The organism is Arthrobacter sp. AG1021 (genome assembly GCF_003633665.1).
Taxonomy (GTDB): Bacteria; Actinomycetota; Actinomycetes; order Actinomycetales; family Micrococcaceae; genus Glutamicibacter; species Glutamicibacter soli.
Window position 1 is genome coordinate 554582 of the sequence record NZ_RBLB01000006.1, and the last position, 16540, is coordinate 571121.

Annotated in this window: 14 protein-coding genes; 11 read left to right on the forward strand and 3 right to left on the reverse strand. The window is 64.7% G+C overall.

Features of this window, described 5'->3' with window-relative positions; translation table 11 throughout:
* Nucleotides 1-121: 121 nt before the first annotated feature.
* The 6 genes from DFO58_RS02805 (at nucleotide 122) to nrdR (ending at nucleotide 8182) form a co-directional block, all read left to right on the forward strand.
* The gene (locus DFO58_RS02805) at nucleotides 122-847 is read left to right on the forward strand and encodes a DivIVA domain-containing protein (RefSeq protein WP_113606456.1); all 726 of its coding nucleotides are present in this window, start codon (nucleotides 122-124) and stop codon (nucleotides 845-847) included.
* Nucleotides 848-955: 108 nt separating this feature from the next.
* On the forward strand, nucleotides 956-1534 hold the full coding sequence (lspA, locus tag DFO58_RS02810) for a signal peptidase II (RefSeq protein ID WP_286163457.1): 579 nt from the start codon (nucleotides 956-958) through the stop codon (nucleotides 1532-1534).
* Nucleotides 1531-2478: an RluA family pseudouridine synthase gene (locus DFO58_RS02815; RefSeq protein WP_231735934.1), complete on the forward strand. Its 948-nt coding sequence runs from the start codon at nucleotides 1531-1533 to the stop codon at nucleotides 2476-2478. The genes lspA and DFO58_RS02815 overlap by 4 nt, the downstream gene beginning before the upstream one ends.
* Before the next feature lie 128 nt (nucleotides 2479-2606).
* Nucleotides 2607-6170, forward strand: coding sequence for a DNA polymerase III subunit alpha (gene dnaE / locus DFO58_RS02820; RefSeq protein ID WP_047120790.1), 3564 nt, complete (start codon nucleotides 2607-2609; stop codon nucleotides 6168-6170).
* A gap of 88 nt (nucleotides 6171-6258) precedes the next feature.
* A complete protein-coding gene (gene hisD, locus DFO58_RS02825) occupies nucleotides 6259-7623 on the forward strand; it encodes a histidinol dehydrogenase (RefSeq protein WP_120989238.1) in 1365 nt (454 codons plus the stop codon).
* A gap of 70 nt (nucleotides 7624-7693) precedes the next feature.
* Entirely contained in the window at nucleotides 7694-8182 is a 489-nt protein-coding gene (gene nrdR, locus DFO58_RS02830) for a transcriptional regulator NrdR (protein ID WP_047119477.1), read from the forward strand.
* Between the two features lie 91 nt (nucleotides 8183-8273).
* Here the strand turns inward: nrdR and map are convergent, their stop codons facing one another.
* The gene (gene map / locus DFO58_RS02835; RefSeq protein WP_120989239.1) at nucleotides 8274-9149 is read right to left on the reverse strand and encodes a type I methionyl aminopeptidase; all 876 of its coding nucleotides are present in this window, start codon (nucleotides 9147-9149) and stop codon (nucleotides 8274-8276) included.
* A 133-nt stretch (nucleotides 9150-9282) separates the two neighbouring features.
* On the opposite strand from map, the gene DFO58_RS02840 reads away from it, so the two are divergent.
* The gene (locus tag DFO58_RS02840) at nucleotides 9283-9477 is read left to right on the forward strand and encodes a hypothetical protein (RefSeq protein ID WP_047119475.1); all 195 of its coding nucleotides are present in this window, start codon (nucleotides 9283-9285) and stop codon (nucleotides 9475-9477) included.
* Nucleotides 9478-9576: 99 nt separating this feature from the next.
* On the opposite strand, the gene panB is transcribed toward DFO58_RS02840, so the two are convergent.
* Nucleotides 9577-10413: a 3-methyl-2-oxobutanoate hydroxymethyltransferase gene (gene panB, locus DFO58_RS02845; RefSeq protein WP_120989240.1), complete on the reverse strand. Its 837-nt coding sequence runs from the start codon at nucleotides 10411-10413 to the stop codon at nucleotides 9577-9579.
* A 135-nt stretch (nucleotides 10414-10548) separates the two neighbouring features.
* Between panB and glnA the strand changes: the two genes are divergently transcribed.
* The 4 genes from glnA to DFO58_RS02865 all read left to right on the forward strand — a co-directional run bounded on the left by glnA (nucleotide 10549) and on the right by DFO58_RS02865 (nucleotide 16094).
* Nucleotides 10549-11889, forward strand: a complete 1341-nt coding sequence (gene glnA, locus DFO58_RS02850) for a type I glutamate--ammonia ligase (protein ID WP_053798385.1) — start codon at nucleotides 10549-10551, stop codon at nucleotides 11887-11889.
* Nucleotides 11890-11943: 54 nt separating this feature from the next.
* A complete protein-coding gene (locus DFO58_RS02855; RefSeq protein ID WP_120989241.1) occupies nucleotides 11944-14970 on the forward strand; it encodes a bifunctional [glutamine synthetase] adenylyltransferase/[glutamine synthetase]-adenylyl-L-tyrosine phosphorylase in 3027 nt (1008 codons plus the stop codon).
* Nucleotides 14971-14975: 5 nt separating this feature from the next.
* Entirely contained in the window at nucleotides 14976-15467 is a 492-nt protein-coding gene (locus DFO58_RS02860) for a DUF1990 family protein (protein WP_120989529.1), read from the forward strand.
* A 159-nt stretch (nucleotides 15468-15626) separates the two neighbouring features.
* Nucleotides 15627-16094, forward strand: a complete 468-nt coding sequence (locus DFO58_RS02865) for a nucleoside deaminase (RefSeq protein ID WP_047119471.1) — start codon at nucleotides 15627-15629, stop codon at nucleotides 16092-16094.
* A 29-nt stretch (nucleotides 16095-16123) separates the two neighbouring features.
* On the opposite strand, the gene DFO58_RS02870 is transcribed toward DFO58_RS02865, so the two are convergent.
* On the reverse strand, nucleotides 16124-16471 hold the full coding sequence (locus DFO58_RS02870; protein ID WP_120989242.1) for a hypothetical protein: 348 nt from the start codon (nucleotides 16469-16471) through the stop codon (nucleotides 16124-16126).
* Nucleotides 16472-16540 lie beyond the last annotated feature (69 nt).

Sequence of the window (16540 nt, forward strand, 5' to 3'; positions counted from 1 at the left end):
ATCGTTATATCCTTTAGGAAATAGTGCTCCGACTTCACCGGTCGCGACACTGAAGAACGGTAAGTGTTTCGCAGGGCAACCAAAGGCCTTGCGGAAATGATCCCAGCATTGAGGTGACCCAATGGCTTTGACGCCAGAAGACGTAGTCAATAAGCGCTTTCAGCCGACCAAGTTCCGTGAAGGCTACGACCAGGACGAGGTAGATGACTTCCTCGACGAGATCGTGGTGGAGCTGCGTCGCCTAACCGGTGAAAACGAGACTCTCCGCCGCCGTCTGAGCGAACTTGGCGAAGACGCAAACGTTGTAGCCAAGGAACAGGCTGTTCCGGCTCCAGTATCCGCTGCTCCGGCTGCCAAGCCAGCCGAGGATAAGAAGGCTGAAACCAAGCCTGCCGAAGAAGCCAAGGCTGCTCCGGCTCCAGCTGCCAAGCCGGCAGAAGAGAAGAAGGCCGAGCCAGCTCCGGCTGCCAAGCCTGCCGAGAAGAAGGTCGAAGCAGCTCCTGCAGCAGCACCGGCCGTCGCTCCTTCCGCCGAATCGGCTGCCAACGTTCTTGCCATGGCCCAGCGCCTGCACGACGAATACGTCGCATCCGGTGTTGAGCAGCGCGACAAGATCATCTCCGATGCCAAGACCGAGGCAAACTCCTTGGTCACCTCGGCAGAAGAGAAGAGCCGCAAGACCCTGTCTGCCCTGGAGCAGCAGAAGTCCGTCCTCGAACGCAAGCTCGAGCAGCTGCGCGGCTTCGAGCGCGACTACCGTGCTCGCCTGAAGACCTACATCGAAGGACAGCTGCGCGACCTCGAGTCGCAGGGTTCGATCGATGGCGCAGCAGGCAAGGCCAACTAGCTGCCTGCGGTTCAACGCTTGAACTGGTCATAAAGTAAGATCATCGGTGGTGCACGGATTCTTTCCGGCACCACCGATGACGTTTAAAAGGAATTAATGGGTAACACCGTGAGTGAACCACAAGCGGGCAGCGCCGCCGCGAAGGCCAAACGCTACACCGGACTCGGCCTGATCATCGCCCTGATTGCCCTGGTCCTTGACCAGGGCGTGAAGCTCTGGGTCGAAAACAGCATGGAGCTGGGAGAGTCCTTCGAGGTGATCCCGGGGTTCTTCGACATCCACTACATCCTGAACCCGGGCGCCGCGTTCTCCATGGGCGAGAACTTCACCGTTGTGTTCACCATCCTGCAGGCCACGGTGGCCGTGGTCGTCACCTACCTGTTGTTCCGCCGGGTCAAGATCCGCAGTTGGTCCATTGTCCTCGGCTGCCTGCTGGGCGGCGTGCTCGGCAACCTGGGCGACCGATTGTTCCGCGAACCTGCCTTCGGTTTCGGCCACGTGGTCGACATGTTCTCGGTGACGAACTTCGCGATCTTCAACGTCGCCGATTCGTTCATCGTGTGCTCCATGATCGTGGTCGCCTACATGCTCATCCGCGGCATCAATCTGGACGGCACCGTCGGGGACAAGCCGAAGGACAGCGGCTCCGCAGCCCAGGGCGACGACCCGCAGAAGCCTGCTTCATGAGCCCCCTGATGGACGCATCGCACCATGCCCTCTCGGTCGACGAGGCCGACGCCGGATCCCGGCTGGATGCTTACCTGGCGCGCGTACTGCAGATTCCCCGCACCCTGGCCTCCAGCCTGTGCAAGGACTCACAGGTGCAGGTCAACGGGAAAACTATTGCCAAGTCACTAAAGCTCAAAGCGGGGGACAGGCTGTCGGTGACCATACCGGCCCAAGCCGACCCGCTGGAAATCAGGGTGGAAGCCGTGAAAGACCTGAAGATCATCGCCGACGATGACGACTACGTTGTCATCGACAAGCCCGTGGGCGTCGCCGCCCACCCGTCGCCGGGCTGGGTCGGTCCGACCGTGGTCGGGGCGCTGATGGCCGAAGGCTACACGATCTCCACCTCCGGAGCTTCCGAGCGTCAGGGCATCGTGCACCGGCTCGACGTGGGCACCAGCGGACTGATGGTGGTGGCGAAGTCCGAACGCGCCTACACCGCCCTGAAGCGCGCCTTCAAGGAACGCACTCCGAAGAAGATCTACCACGCAGTCGTCCAAGGCCTGCCCGATCCGCTGGAAGGCACCATCGACGCACCCATCGGCAGGCATCCAGGGCACGACTGGAAATTCGCCGTGCTGGACGGCGGACGAAACTCGGTCACCCACTACAAGGTCATCGAGGCCTTCGGCCGCGCCAGCTTGGTGGAGGTGCACCTGGAAACCGGGCGCACCCACCAGATCCGCGTGCACTTCTCCGCATTCGGCCATCCCTGTGCCGGCGACCAGACCTACGGCGCCGACCCGAAGCTGGGGGCCGCGCTTGGGCTGACCAGGCAGTGGCTGCACGCCAAGCGCCTGGGCTTCGAACACCCGGTCACCGGGCAGTGGATGGAATACGAGAGCGAATACCCCTCGGACCTGTCCGGCGCGCTGGAGCTGCTGCGCGAGGGAACCTTCTAGGAACACCATGGAACGGGGTGCACCTGTAAGCGCCGGCGCGGCCCGGAAATTTTCCGGGCGGCTGTATCTCTTCCCACACCTGGTTCAGGCTCGAGGACTTCCGTGCCGGCTGTCGCTAGACTGGTTTGGTGAGCGCGACACGTGACGGATTTGTCCATCTTCATACACACACCGAATACTCCATGCTGGACGGGGCGGCCCGGCTAGGCGAACTGTTCGCCGAGGCCAACCGGCAGGGCATGGAAGCCATGGCGATCACCGACCATGGCTACCTCTTCGGAGCCTTCGACTTCTGGCGCCAAGCCACCGGTGCCGGCATCAAGCCGATCATCGGCGTGGAAGCCTATGTCACCCCGGGTACCCACCGCACCGACAAGACCCGCGTCAAGTGGCGCACCGAGGAACGCCAGAAGGGCGACGACGTCTCGGGCGGCGGCCTGTACAACCACATGACCCTGTTGTCCTACAACAACAAGGGCATGGACAACCTCTTCAAGGGCTCCTCGCGCGCCTCGCTGGACTCCGTGTTCGGCAAGTACCCGCGCTGGGACCGCGAGCTGCTCAACGACCACCACGAGGGCCTGATCGCCACCACCGGCTGCCCCTCGGGCGAGGTGCAGACCAAGCTGCGCTTGGGGCAGTACGATGCCGCGAAGGCCGCAGCCGCCGAATTCCAGGACCTGTTCGGCAAGGAGAACTACTTCTGCGAAATCATGGACCACGGCCTGGAAATCGAACGCCGAATCACCAAGGACCTGCTGCGGCTGGCCAAGGAACTTGCCATTCCGCTGGTCGCCACCAATGACCTGCACTACACCCACGAGGCCGATGCCAAGGCCCACGAAGCGCTGCTGGCCATCAACTCGGGCTCCACGCTGGATGAGCCGACCTACGACCAGGGCGGCAGCCGCTTCGCCTTCAGCGGCACCGGCTACTACCTGAAGAGCTCGCGCGAAATGCGCGAGTTGTTCAAGGAACTCCCCGAGGCCTGCGACAACACGCTGCATATTGCGGACCGCGTGGACCTCACCTTCGACACCAGCGCCAACTACATGCCGAAGTTCCCCTGCCCTCCCGGCGAGGACGAGACGAGCTGGCTGATCAAGGAAGTCGACAAGGGTCTGCACTACCGCTACCCGAACGGCATCCCGGAGGCTTCGCGCAAGCAGGCGGACTTCGAGCTGGACGTCATCATCAAGATGGGTTTCCCCGGCTACTTCCTAGTCGTGGCGGACTTCATCAACTGGTCCAAGGACCACGGCATCCGCGTCGGCCCGGGCCGCGGTTCCGGCGCAGGCTCCATGGTTGCCTACGCCATGCGCATTACCGACCTGGACCCGCTGGTTCATGGCCTGATCTTCGAGCGCTTCCTGAACCCGGAACGTGTTTCCATGCCCGACTTCGACGTCGACTTCGATGATCGCCGCCGCTCCGAAGTGATCCACTACGTCACCGAGAAGTACGGCGATGAGCGTGTGGCAATGATCGTTACCTATGGATCGATCAAGACGAAGCAGGCGCTGAAGGACTCCTCACGCGTGCTGGGCTACCCCTTCTCCATGGGCGAGTCCCTCACCAAGGCGCTGCCGCCGGCAGTCATGGCCAAGGACATCCCGCTCAACGACATCGAGAACCCGGAGTCCAAGCGCTACTCGGAGGCCGGGGACTTCCGCAACCTCGTGGCTAACGACCCCGAGGCCAAGCGTGTCTTCGAAACCGCCAAGGGGCTCGAAGGCTTGAAGCGCCAGTGGGGCGTGCACGCCGCCGGCGTGATCATGAGCTCGGACCCGATCATCGATGTCGTGCCGATCATGCGGCGCATCCAGGACGGGCAGGTCATCACCCAGTTCGACTACCCGACCTGTGAAGGCCTGGGGCTGATCAAGATGGACTTCCTCGGTCTGCGAAACCTCACCATCATCTCCGACGCCCTGGCCAATGTGAAGGCCAACAAGGGCGTGGAGCTGGACCTGGAGACCCTGCCGCTGGACGACGCGGCAACCTACCAGCTGCTGGCCCGCGGCGACACGCTGGGCGTATTCCAGCTCGATGGCGGTCCGATGCGCTCGCTGCTGAAGATGATGCGCCCGGATAACTTCGAAGACATTTCCGCGGTGCTCGCGCTCTACCGCCCGGGCCCCATGGGCGCGAACTCGCACACCAACTACGCGTTGCGCAAGAATAAGCTGCAGGAAGAAACCCCGATCCACCCGACACTGGAAGAGCCGCTGCGGGAGATCCTCGGGGGGACCTTCGGCCTGATCGTGTACCAGGAACAGGTCATGTCCATCGCGCAGAAGCTTGCAGGCTTCTCGCTGGGCCAGGCGGACATCCTGCGCCGCGCCATGGGCAAGAAGAAGAAGTCCGAGCTGGACAAGCAGTTCGCCGGCTTCTCCAAGGGCATGATGGACAACGGCTTCACGATGGAAGCCGTGCAGGCCCTCTGGGACATCCTGCTGCCCTTCTCCGACTACGCGTTCAACAAGGCCCACTCGGCGGCCTACGGCGTGGTGTCCTACTGGACCGCCTACCTCAAGGAGCACTACACGGCCGAGTACATGGCCGCGCTGCTCACCTCGGTGGGCGACGACAAGGACAAGCTCGCGCTGTACCTCAACGAGTGCCGCCACCTGGGCATCACCGTGCTGCCTCCGGACGTCAACGAATCGGCCCTGACCTTCACCCCTGTGGGCAACGATATCCGCTTCGGCATGGGCGCCATCCGCAACGTCGGCTCCAACGTCGTGGACGGCATGGTGCAGGCGCGCCAGGAAAAGGGTGCCTACACCGACTTCAGCGACTTCCTGAACAAGGTCCCCGCGGTGGTCTGCAACAAGCGCACCATCGAATCGCTGATCAAGGCCGGAGCCTTCGACTCCATGGGCCACCCCCGCCGCGCGCTGGTCGCGATCCACGAAGAAGCCGTGGACTCGGTCATCCAGCTCAAGCGCAACGAGGCGGCCAACCAGTTCGACCTGTTCAGCGCCCTGGATCCCTCCGAGGCCTCGGATGCCATGACCGTGGCCATCCCGGACCTCCCGGACTGGGACAAGAAGGAAAAGCTGGCCTACGAGCGGGACATGCTCGGGCTGTACGTTTCCGACCACCCGCTGCAGGGCCTGGGTTCCGCGCTGGAGCAGTATGCCGACATGTCCGTGACCCATGTGCTGTCCGACGACGGGCCGCAGGACGGGCATATCATCTCCATCGCAGGCATGATCTCCGGGTTGCAGCGGCGCATCGCCAAGAAGAGCGGCAACCCGTACGCGCGCTGCGAGGTGGAGGACCTCTCCGGTTCCATGGAGGTCATGTTCTTCGGACAGGCCTACCAGCCGATCGCCGAGGTGCTGGCCGACGACCTGATCGTGGTCATCAAGGGGCGCGTACAGCGCCGCGACGACGGGTCCATCACCCTGAACGCCCAGGAAATGATGATCCCCGAATTGTCCGAGGACGCCAACGGCGGCCCGGTGGTCATCGGCATCCCGACTCACAAGGCCACCGAATCCCTGGTGCAGAAACTCGGCGACGTGCTGCGCACCCACAGCGGCAACACCGAGGTCCGGGTGAAGCTCACCGGCAGCCGCGGCACCTCGCTGCTACGCCTGGGCATGAACTTCCGGGTGAACCCTAACCCCGCCTTGTTCGGCGACCTGAAGGTCCTGCTCGGCCCCAATTGCCTGGACGTGTAGCGCTCCGGAGCATTGCGGCGCAGCCGCAGATGACCGGGTGAGGTAACCAATGGGTGCCGCACCCGGTCTTCGGCGTTAAAATGGGTACGTGACTTCCAATCCAGTAACCGTCTTTTCCGAACTCGCAACCCTCGACTGGCGCGCCGAGGACTTCAGCTACGCCCAGCTCAAGGCCAACCTGCCGCGCCCTGCCATGAACTCGCAGACCGCCGCTGAAACCGTGCAGCAGATTATCGATGATGTGCGTGCCCACGGCATGGGCACGCTCAAGGACCTGGCCCAGCGATTCGACCAGGTGGAGCTGGATCATACAAGGGTTGCGCAGGCGGAACTGGACAAGGCGCTGGCCGAACTTGATCCCGCGGTCCGCTTGGCGCTGGAGGAATCGATCTCCCGCGCTCGGCTCTTCGCCGCCGCCCAGGTGCCGGCCGACGCCGTGGTCGACTACAGCAACGGCGGATCCGTCACCCAGCGCTGGGTGCCGGTGCGCCGCGTGGGCCTCTACGTGCCTGGTGGACTGGCCGTCTACCCGTCCTCGGTCATCATGAACACCGTCCCGGCCCAGGCCGCGGGCGTGAAGTCCCTGGCCTTGGCCAGCCCGCCGCAGAAGGAGTTCGGCGGACTGCCGCACCCCACCATCCTGGCTGCCGCGAAGCTGCTGGGCATCGAGGAGGTGCACGCCATGGGCGGCGCCCAGGCCGTGGCGGCCTTCGCCTATGGCGTGGACGTGCCGGGGGACTCGCGCGGCGGCATCGAGCCGGTGGACGTGATCTCCGGTCCGGGCAACGTCTTCGTCGCTACCGCCAAGCGGCTGGTCAAGGGCGTCGTGGGCATCGACGCCGAGGCAGGGCCCACCGAGATCGCGATCCTGGCCGACAGCACGGCAAAGGCGGACTTCGTGGCCGCCGACATGATCTCGCAGGCCGAGCATGATGCCAACGCCGCCGCGGTGCTGGTCACCGACTCGCCGGCACTGGCTCAGGCCGTGCGCGAGCAGCTGGACGTCCAGGTCGCGGCCACCAAGCACAGCGAACGCGTCCGCGAGGCGCTGAGCGGCAGCCAGTCCGCGATCATCCTGGTCAAGGACCTGGACCAGGGCGTGGATGTCTGCAACGCCTATGCGGCGGAGCACCTGGAAATCATGACCGGCAACGCCGCGCAGGACGCCGCCCGCATCACCGCCGCCGGCGCGATTTTCGTGGGCGACTATGCCCCGGTGTCGCTTGGCGACTACTGCGCCGGGTCCAACCACGTGCTGCCGACCAGCGGCACCGCGTTGCACGCCTCGGGGCTGAACGTGAACACGTTCCTGAAGGCCGTGCAGGTCATCAGCTACGACAAGTCGGCGTTGGGCGATGTCGCGGCGCACGTGATTAATCTGGCGACTGCCGAGGACCTTCCGGCCCACGGCGACGCGGTCGCCGTGCGAAAGGCGCACAAAGCGCTAAACTAATACATGACATGTGTGGATTTCGGAAGGTACGCTTTGTGGAATCCAGTTTTAGCACTGAGTTGGAGGTGTCATGAACTGCCCTTATTGCCGCAACCCCGATTCGCGTGTGGTCGATAGCCGAGTTGCTGATGATGGCGTCTCCATCCGCCGGCGCCGGCAGTGCACCGCGTGCTCCCGTCGTTTCACGACGATCGAAACCGCAAGCCTGAGCGTCTTGAAGCAGTCCGGTGCGGTTGAACCGTTCTCCCGCAACAAGGTGATCAACGGCGTGCGCAAGGCCTGCCAGGGACGGCCGGTCACAGACCACGACCTGGCTATTCTGGCGCAGGAAGTCGAGGAAGCCGTGCGTACCTCGGGCGCCGCGGAGATCCCGGCGCACCAGGTGGGACTGGCAATCCTCGACCCGCTCTCGCGCCTGGACGAGGTGGCATACTTGCGTTTTGCCAGTGTCTACCACAATTTCCAGTCGCTGCAGGATTTCGAGGCGGCGATGGAGAAGCTGCGCGAACAGCGCGGCAAGGCTCCGCAGGGGACCCAACGACCACTGACCGCAGACTGACCCTTCGGGATACACCAGAGGCGTTGGCCCGGCTCTTTTCAGGGACCAGGCCAACGCCTCTGGTTTTTGCGCGCCGCGTCGGCGCCGCGCCCTATGGCAGGGTGAGGATCTCGGCGCCCGAGTCGGTGACCAGCAAAGTGTGCTCGAACTGCGCGGTGCGCTTCTTGTCCCGCGTGGTGACAGTCCAGTCGTCGGCCCACATGTCCCATTCAACGGTGCCCAGGGTGAGCATCGGCTCGATGGTGAAGACCATGCCCGTCTGGATCAGCGTGTTGTAGCCCGGCGCCGCATCGTAGTGGGGGATGATCAAGCCCGAGTGGAAGGCCTCGCCCACGCCGTGGCCGGTGAAGTCGCGGACCACGCCGTAGCCGAAGCGCTTGGCGTAGCTTTCGATGGTGCGGCCGATGACGTTGATCTCGCGGCCCGGCATGACCGCCTTGATAGCGCGCTTGAGCGAGTTCTCGGTGCGCTCGACCAGCAGGCGGGATTCCTCGTCCACGTCGCCCACCAGGAAGGTGGCGTTGTTGTCGCCGTGCACCCCTCCGATGAAGGCGGTGATGTCGATGTTGATGATGTCCCCGTCCTGCAGGACCGTGGAGTCGGGGATGCCGTGGCAGATCACTTCGTTCAGCGAGGTGCACAACGACTTCGGGAAGCCGCGGTAGCCCAGGGTGGACGGGTAGGCGTTGTGGTCCAGGAGGAACTCGTGGCCGATGCGGTCCAGCTCGTCGGTGGTGATCCCTGGCTGGCAGGCCTTGCCGACTTCGGCCAGCGCCTGCGCCGCGATGCGTGAGGCAATGCGGATGCGTTCGATGACCTCGGGGCTCTTGACCTCGGATGCGGTGTTCTTGGCCGGTTCGCGCTTGCCCACGTACTCCGGACGTTCAATGTTCTTGGGCACCGGGAGCTGGGGGGAGACCACGCCCGCGGTGAGATTTCCGATTGGTGCAGTTGCAACAGTAGCCATGAAGATATTCTATCGCCCGGCTGGCCCCCGGATTTGTGGATGAGCTGAGAGCCGAACGCATTTCACACCGAAAACTATCCCGGTGCGCTAGCGTTGAGCTAGGCAGCCATAGAACCATCTGAAGGAGCAGGCGATGAGCTCAGAAGGAACCCCCGGTGAGGGGAAGTACTGGTACAACGTGAACACGAAGAGCATCGAGAAGGGCGCGCAGTCGGACTGGTCCCAGCTGCTGGGCCCGTACGACACCGAGGCTGAAGCCCGCACCGCGCTGGAAAAAGTGCAGGCGCGCAACGACGCCTGGGATGCGGAAGACGAAGAAGACGACTAGTTCTCCTGCGTCCGCGCACAAGAAAACCGGTGCGAGCAGCCCCTGCACGGGGCCGCTGGCACCGGTTTCCTCTTTGCCGCGGCGTGGGCCGACGAAACGCTACTTGTCGAACTCGTACTCGGCCGACGGGAAGGTGCCGGCCAAGACGTCCTGGTGGTAGGCGCTGACCGCCTCGGAGACCGTCGTGCGCAAATCGGCGTACTTCTTGACGAACTTCGGGGTGCGGCGTCCCCCCAGTCCCAGCATATCCTGCCAGACCAGCACCTGGCCGGTGGTCGAGGCCCCGGCGCCGATGCCGATGGTCGGCACCACCAGTGCCTCGTCGATCAGCTTGGCGGCAGGGCTCGGAACCATTTCCATCAGGATGCAGAACGCGCCGGCGTCCTGCAGGGCCAGCGCATCGGCTTTCATGCCCTCCACGGCGTCGCCGCGGCCCTGGATGCGGTAGCCGCCCAGGGCGTGCTCGGACTGCGGGGTGAAGCCGATGTGCCCGATGACCGGAACCCCGGCCAGGACCATGGCGCGCACGTGGTCGGCGTAGGCGGCGGTGCCTTCCATCTTCACGGCGTGCGCATGTCCCTCCTTCATCAGACGGACAGCGGTGTCCACGGCCTGGGCAGGGGACTGCTCGTAGCTGCCGAACGGGAGGTCGGCGACAACCATGGCGCGCTTGCTTCCGTTGGCAACGGCCTTGGTGAAGATGATCATTTCATCGATGCTGATGGGAAGCGTGGATTCGTAACCGATGACGGTGTTGGCGGCTGAATCGCCCACGAGCAGGACCTCGATTCCCGCTTCATCGAAAATTTCGGCCATCATGACGTCATATGCGGTTAACATGGCGAATTTTTCGCCTTGTTCTTTGGCTTGCTGTAGATGGTGAACCCGGATGCGGGACGGGCCTTTTTCAGGGTTCGCTACGTATGGTTGAGGCATGAAACGACTTTATCGCACTTGGCGCAGGCGGTGCTTGCACGGCTAAAGAGGTCGAAACGTTATAGTCTTGCAACAGGTCAACATAACTACGGGCCTGATGGGCGCCGGACTCTAGCATTTATAAGGCGGTGGAATATGGATCGTCAGCAGGAATTCGTGCTGCGCACCATTGAAGAACGTGACGTTCGATTTGTGCGCATGTGGTTTACCGATGTGGTTGGTTCACTGAAATCTGTGGCGCTGGCACCCGCAGAAGTCGAGGACGCCTTTGAAGAAGGTCTTGGCTTCGACGGTTCCTCGATCGACGGCCTGTCCCGGATCTCCGAATCAGACATGCTCCTGCAACCCGATCCGGCCACCTTCCAGCTGCTTCCGTGGCGCGGTGAGGTCGAGCCGACCTCCCGCATGTTCTGCGACATCCTCACCCCCGAAGGCCAGCCCTCGAACGCCGACCCGCGCCAGGTGCTCAAGCGCCAGCTCACCGAAGCGGCCAATATGGGCTTCACCTGCTACACCCACCCGGAGATCGAGTTCTACCTGTTGAAGAACTCCGAGCTGGATGCCGAAGGGCGTCCGCAGCCGATTGACAACGGCGGGTACTTCGACCATGTGCCGGACGGCGTCGGCCAGGACTTCCGCCGCGCCTCGGTCACCACGCTCGAAGCCCTGGGCATCTCGGTGGAGTTCTCCCACCACGAGACCGGACCGGGCCAGAACGAAATCGACCTGCGCTACGCCGATGCCCTGCAGACTGCGGACAACATCATGACCTTCCGCACCGTCATCAAGGAAATGGCCATGCAGAAGGGCATCCACGCCACCTTCATGCCCAAGCCCTTCGCCGAGCATCCGGGCAGCGGCATGCACACCCACTTCTCCTTGTTCGAAGGCGATGTCAACGCATTCTTCGAGGCCGGCCGCGAGTACCAGCTCTCCGACGTCGCCAGGTCGTTCATTGCCGGCATCCTGCACCATGCGCAGGAAATGACCGCGATCACCAACCAGTTCGTGAACTCCTACAAGCGCCTGTGGGGCGGGGGAGAAGCCCCGAGCCACCGGTCATGGGGGCACAACAACCGCTCCGCCCTGGTGCGCGTGCCGCTGTACAAGCCGGGCAAGGGCCAAAGCGCGCGTGTGGAGTACCGCGGCATCGATTCAGCCGCCAACCCGTACCTCGCCTACGCCTGCCTGCTGGGCGCCGGCCTGAAGGGCATTCGCGAAGGCTACGAGCTGGAAGACCCGACCGAGGACGACGTCTGGAGCCTGTCCACCGCCGAGCGCCGGGCTTCGGGCCACGTGCCGTTGCCGGGCAGCCTGCATGACGCCCTGCGCGCCATGGAGGAGTCCGAGCTCATGGCCGAGATCCTCGGCGAGCAGGTGTTCAACTCGTTCTTGGCCAACAAGCGCGCCGAATGGGAAGAGTACCGACAGATCATCACCCCGTACGAGCTGGATAAATACCTGGGGATCCTCTAGGAGGACCCCGGCGCGCCGACGCGCGTCACACAGTCAGGAGCCGACGTTCACGCCATGACAGAAATTTCCTCGCGATCCCTGATCAACGCCGGGTTCTCCGACGTTGAACGGGCCAAGAAGTTCCTCGATTCCACGGAACTGTCCACCTTGGACCCGGAACTGATCGTGAAGATGATGGCGCACGCGCCGGACCCCGACCAAGCCCTGCTGCTTGCCCTGCGCTTGGTGGACCGCCACCCGCAGGCGGCGGAGATCTTCCTGCAGGCCGAGAGCTGCCAGGCGCTGATCCGGCTGCTGGGCAGTTCCGCGGCACTGGGCGAATTCCTGATCCGATGCGAGGAGGCGCTGCAGGTCGTTGCGCAGGCACCGTCCACCAGCTTCACCAATGTGCCCGCAGACCAGCTGCGCAACGACATGCTTGCAGCGGTCGGCGCGGTGCAGACTCCGAACGGCCACTGGGTCGCCTCGTGCACGGGGGCCGAGGCGCGTCAGAAGCTGCGCGTCAGCTACCGGCTGGCGTTGCTCTCGCTGGCCTACCGCGATCTGGGATCGGCCCAGCCGCAATGGGTCATGCCGCAGGTCGCCGCCGAACTGGCTGACATGGCCGCGGCAGCCCTGGAAGGCGCCCTGGCCGTGGCCCGCGCCGAAGCCGGCGAACAGTACACCCCCGAACAGGTCGACCAGGTGAAGCTGGCCGTGATCGGTATGGGCAAGTGCGGCGCCCGCGAGCTGAACTACATCTCCGACGTGGACGTGATCTACGTGCATGGTTCGCTGCCGGGCATCGAGGAAGATCTGGCCGGCGCCGTCGCCACGGTGCTGTGCGGCAACGCCGCCCGCGCGCTGATGGTTCCCGGCCCCGAGCCGATGCTCTGGGAAGTGGACGCCAACCTTCGCCCCGAAGGCAAGGACGGCGCGCTGACCCGCACCCTGTCCTCGCATGAGGCCTATTACCGGCGCTGGGCGCACTCATGGGAGTTCCAGGCGCTGCTCAAGGCCCGCGCCATCGCCGGCGACAAGGACCTGGGCGCAGCCTACGAGCGCATGGTCTCGCCCATGGTCTGGTCCAGCTCCGAACGCGACGGATTCGTGGAATCCGTGCAGGCCATGCGCCGGCGGGTGAGCGACAACATCTCCAAGGACGACGTGCCCTGGCAGATCAAGCTGGGCCCGGGCGGGCTGCGCGACGTGGAGTTCACCGTGCAGCTGCTGCAGCTGGTCCACGGACGGGTGGAGCCTTCCATCCAGGTGCCCACCACCACCCAGGCCATCCACGCGATGAGCGAGACCGGCTACATCGGCCGCGAGGACGCAACCAACTTCGATGGCTCCTACCGTTTCCTGCGCCTGCTGGAGCACCGCATCCAGCTCAGCCAGCTGCGCCGCACGCACCTGATGCCGCGCAACGAAAACGCCCAGCGCGTGCTGGCCCGCGCCATCCGCGGCGCCGGGGACCTGCAAGCCACCAGCCCGGAAAAGCTGCTGCGCCGCTGGAACGAAACCAAGCGCCTGGTCCGCTCGCTGCACGAACGCATCTTCTACCGCCCGCTGCTCGTCAGCAGCTCCAATCTCTCGGCGGACGACGTCCGGCTCACCGCGGAATCCGCGCAGGCCCGGCTGCGCGCCCTGGGCTATCTGGACCCCAAGGCCGCGATGCGCCACATCGAGGCGCTTACCGGGGGAGTCTCCCGCCGCGCGGCCCTGCAACGCCAGCTGCTGCCGGTGTTGCTTGACTGGTTCGCCCGCGGCGTCGACCCGGACGCCGGGCTGCTCGGCTTCCGCCGCCTCAGCGAGTCCCTGGGCAAGACCCACTGGTTCCTGGGCATGCTGCGCGACACCAACGCCGCCGCCGAGCGCCTGAGCCACCTGCTGTCCAATACGCGCTTCCTCACCGACCTGCTGGCCAATGAGCCGGCCGCCGCCGCCTGGCTGGGCACCGACAGCTCGTTGATGCCGCTGAGCCGAGAAAGCCTGGCGCAGCAGAACACCTCCATCATCCAGCGCACCAAGGCACCCGAAGCCGCCATCCGGCAGATCAGGCTCGTGCGCCGCCGCGAGATCCTGCGCGTCGCGCTCGCCGACGGCGCGGGCCTGCTGCGGGTGGACCAGGTGGGCCGGGCCCTGTCGGACATCGACGGGGTCATGATCGACGGGATCCTCACCGTGCTGCTGGCCGCCGACCAGGCGGTTCACGGGGAGCAGGCGCGCATCGCGGTGATCGCCATGGGCCGCCAAGGCGGGCAGGAGATCGGCTACGGCTCCGACGCGGACGTGCTCTATGTCCAGCGCCCGGTTGCAGGCGCGACCGACCAGCAGGCCCAGGAGCAGGCCTCGCGTGTGGTCACCGAGCTGATGTCGTGGAGCTCCAAGCCGTTGAAGCCGGCCATCCCGGCCGAGGTGAAGTTGAAGATCGACTCGGACCTGCGCCCCGAGGGGCGCCAGGGCGCTCTGGTGCGCTCCTTCGATTCCTATGCCGCCTATTATGAGCGCTGGGTGGAAGTCTGGGAACGGCAGGCGCTGCAGCGCGCCCGGCCGTTCGCCGGCGACGAGCAGCTGGGTCAGGACTTCATGGAGCTGATCGAGCCGATCCGCTACGGCCGCGGCCTGGACGAGGCGGAGATCAAGGAGATCCGCAAGATCAAGGCGCGCGTAGAGGCAGAACGGCTGCCGCGCGGAGCGGATCCGAACCGGCATCTGAAACTCGGCCGGGGATCGCTGTCCGACGTCGAATGGCTGGTGCAGTTCTATCAGCTGCGCTACGCCTGGAAACACCATGAGCTGCGCACGCCGTCCACGCTCGTCGCGCTGGACCAGCTGGCGGCCTTGGAAATCATCACGGAAGAGCAGGCCGAGGTGCTGGACATCGCCTGGCGCCTGGCCACCCGCATCCGTTCCGCCGAGATCATCACCTCGGGTCGTTCCAGCGACGTGCTGCCCGGTTCCGCGAGGGACATGGAAGCCGTGGCCCGCTGGTGCGGCTACGAGGCGAACACCGGCATGGAACTGGAAGAAGACTACCTGCGCGCCACCCGGCACTCCCGGGCGTTGTTCGAGCAGCTGTTCTACGGCTTCGAAGACTAGCCTTGATGTCCCGGACGCAGATCCGCGAGGAGCGCTGGAGCCCGGAGCCCGGAGGCTGGCGTGTGTGGAGGCGCCAAGTCTACCTCGGCTCGGGCAACGCGTTCTGGGAGCAGTCGGCGGCAGCGCTGCTGCGTTGGGAAGTGAAAACCCGCAGCGGATTTCGCATCAGCACGCAGGACAAAGTCTGCAGCGGCGCCAAGCCGCTAATCATCGTCCCCGTGGGACCGGTGTCAATCCACGAACCCGTCGAGGTGGTGGATGTCGTTGAATGCGGCAACCTGGCCGGATTCGCCTATCGGACCCTGCCGGGACACCCGGTCTGCGGCGAGGAAGCCTTCATCCTGCGCCGGATGGGGCCAGCGGTGTTCCTGGAGATCCGCTCGCTCACGGCCGCTTCGGACCGCAGGATCTGGCGTTCGGTCTTCTGGCTGCTGCTCGGAGCGCAGCGGTTCATCCGGTGGCGCTATCTGCGGGTGATGCGCCAGCGCACGTCCTGACCTGCATCTGCATCGGCGGGACGGCGGCAAGACCATGAATTTCATTTCGACCCTCGCACCCGCGCCTCATCAGACGATAGGCTGGGCAGGCAGTTCCAAATTTCGGTTCGGCGCCCCCGGATTGCCCGGCAGCGCCGATGGTTTGAGGGGGAAAAGGACATGGATCCGCAGTTAATGCAGGCAGCGGTCGACCAGTCGGTACTGGCGCTGGAAAGCAACGACAGCGGCCCGTTCGGGGCGGTGGTGGTACTGGACGGCAAGGTCATTGCCACCGGATACAACACCGTGGTGCATGATTCCGATCCGACGGCCCACGCGGAGGTCAACGTGATCCGCAAGGCCGGACAGGCTCTGGGAACCTTCGACCTGTCACAGTGCGAGCTCTACACCAGCTGCGAGCCGTGCCCCATGTGCCTCGGCGCCATCTACTGGGCGCGATTCAAGCACGTCTACTACGCGAACGACCGGCAGGACGCGGCGAACATCGGCTTCGACGACAACTTCATCTACACCGAACTGGAGCTTCCCATGAGCGAACGGCGCATCCCGTTCACCAAGGTCGAGCTGGCCTCGGCTCTGGGGGCCTTCGAAGCGTGGACCGCCAAGGTAGACAAGCAGGAATACTAGCCGCCGCTGATTCAGGGTTGGCTTGGCGCCTAGCGGTGTTCCACGACCGGCCAAGCCACGCGGAAGCGTTCGGTGGGCTGCAGGGCCTTGGTGCGCAGCGCATTGGCCAGGACGATGCCGTGGGGTGAGACTTCCAGTATGTTCAGCACCTCGGCGGCATCGCGGGAGCCGGCATCCAGCACCCAGGTGGTCATCACCTCGCTGATGCCGCGATCCACCAGCAGCTGCTCGCCGTCCACGTATCCGCAGGCATCCGCCAGTGCGTGGCCCAGGACGTTGCGCGGGGTCACCAGTTTGTAGTCGGGATCCGCAGGGTCGAGATGACCCACGGTTTCGCCGTCTTCGCGCTGCACGCCGACCCGGGTGGAAAAGTCCATGACGCCAGCGTACCCCGGAACGAAACAACGCCGGGTTCCACCCGTTGGTGGAACCCGGCGTAGTGCTGT

What these genes read in the sequence shown, in the direction of transcription:
- map (WP_120989239.1), bottom strand. Translation starts at nt 9,149, where the DNA reads ATGGCTACTGTTGCAACTGCACCAATCGGAAATCTCACCGCGGGCGTG.
- DFO58_RS02805 (WP_113606456.1), top strand. Translation starts at nt 122, where the DNA reads ATGGCTTTGACGCCAGAAGACGTAGTCAATAAGCGCTTTCAGCCGACC.
- DFO58_RS02865 (WP_047119471.1), top strand. Translation starts at nt 15,627, where the DNA reads ATGGATCCGCAGTTAATGCAGGCAGCGGTCGACCAGTCGGTACTGGCG.
- DFO58_RS02815 (WP_231735934.1), top strand. Translation starts at nt 1,531, where the DNA reads ATGAGCCCCCTGATGGACGCATCGCACCATGCCCTCTCGGTCGACGAG.
- glnA (WP_053798385.1), top strand. Translation starts at nt 10,549, where the DNA reads ATGGATCGTCAGCAGGAATTCGTGCTGCGCACCATTGAAGAACGTGAC.
- DFO58_RS02855 (WP_120989241.1), top strand. Translation starts at nt 11,944, where the DNA reads ATGACAGAAATTTCCTCGCGATCCCTGATCAACGCCGGGTTCTCCGAC.
- DFO58_RS02840 (WP_047119475.1), top strand. Translation starts at nt 9,283, where the DNA reads ATGAGCTCAGAAGGAACCCCCGGTGAGGGGAAGTACTGGTACAACGTG.
- DFO58_RS02870 (WP_120989242.1), bottom strand. Translation starts at nt 16,471, where the DNA reads ATGGACTTTTCCACCCGGGTCGGCGTGCAGCGCGAAGACGGCGAAACC.
- DFO58_RS02860 (WP_120989529.1), top strand. Translation starts at nt 14,976, where the DNA reads ATGTCCCGGACGCAGATCCGCGAGGAGCGCTGGAGCCCGGAGCCCGGA.
- panB (WP_120989240.1), bottom strand. Translation starts at nt 10,413, where the DNA reads ATGCCTCAACCATACGTAGCGAACCCTGAAAAAGGCCCGTCCCGCATC.
- nrdR (WP_047119477.1), top strand. Translation starts at nt 7,694, where the DNA reads ATGAACTGCCCTTATTGCCGCAACCCCGATTCGCGTGTGGTCGATAGC.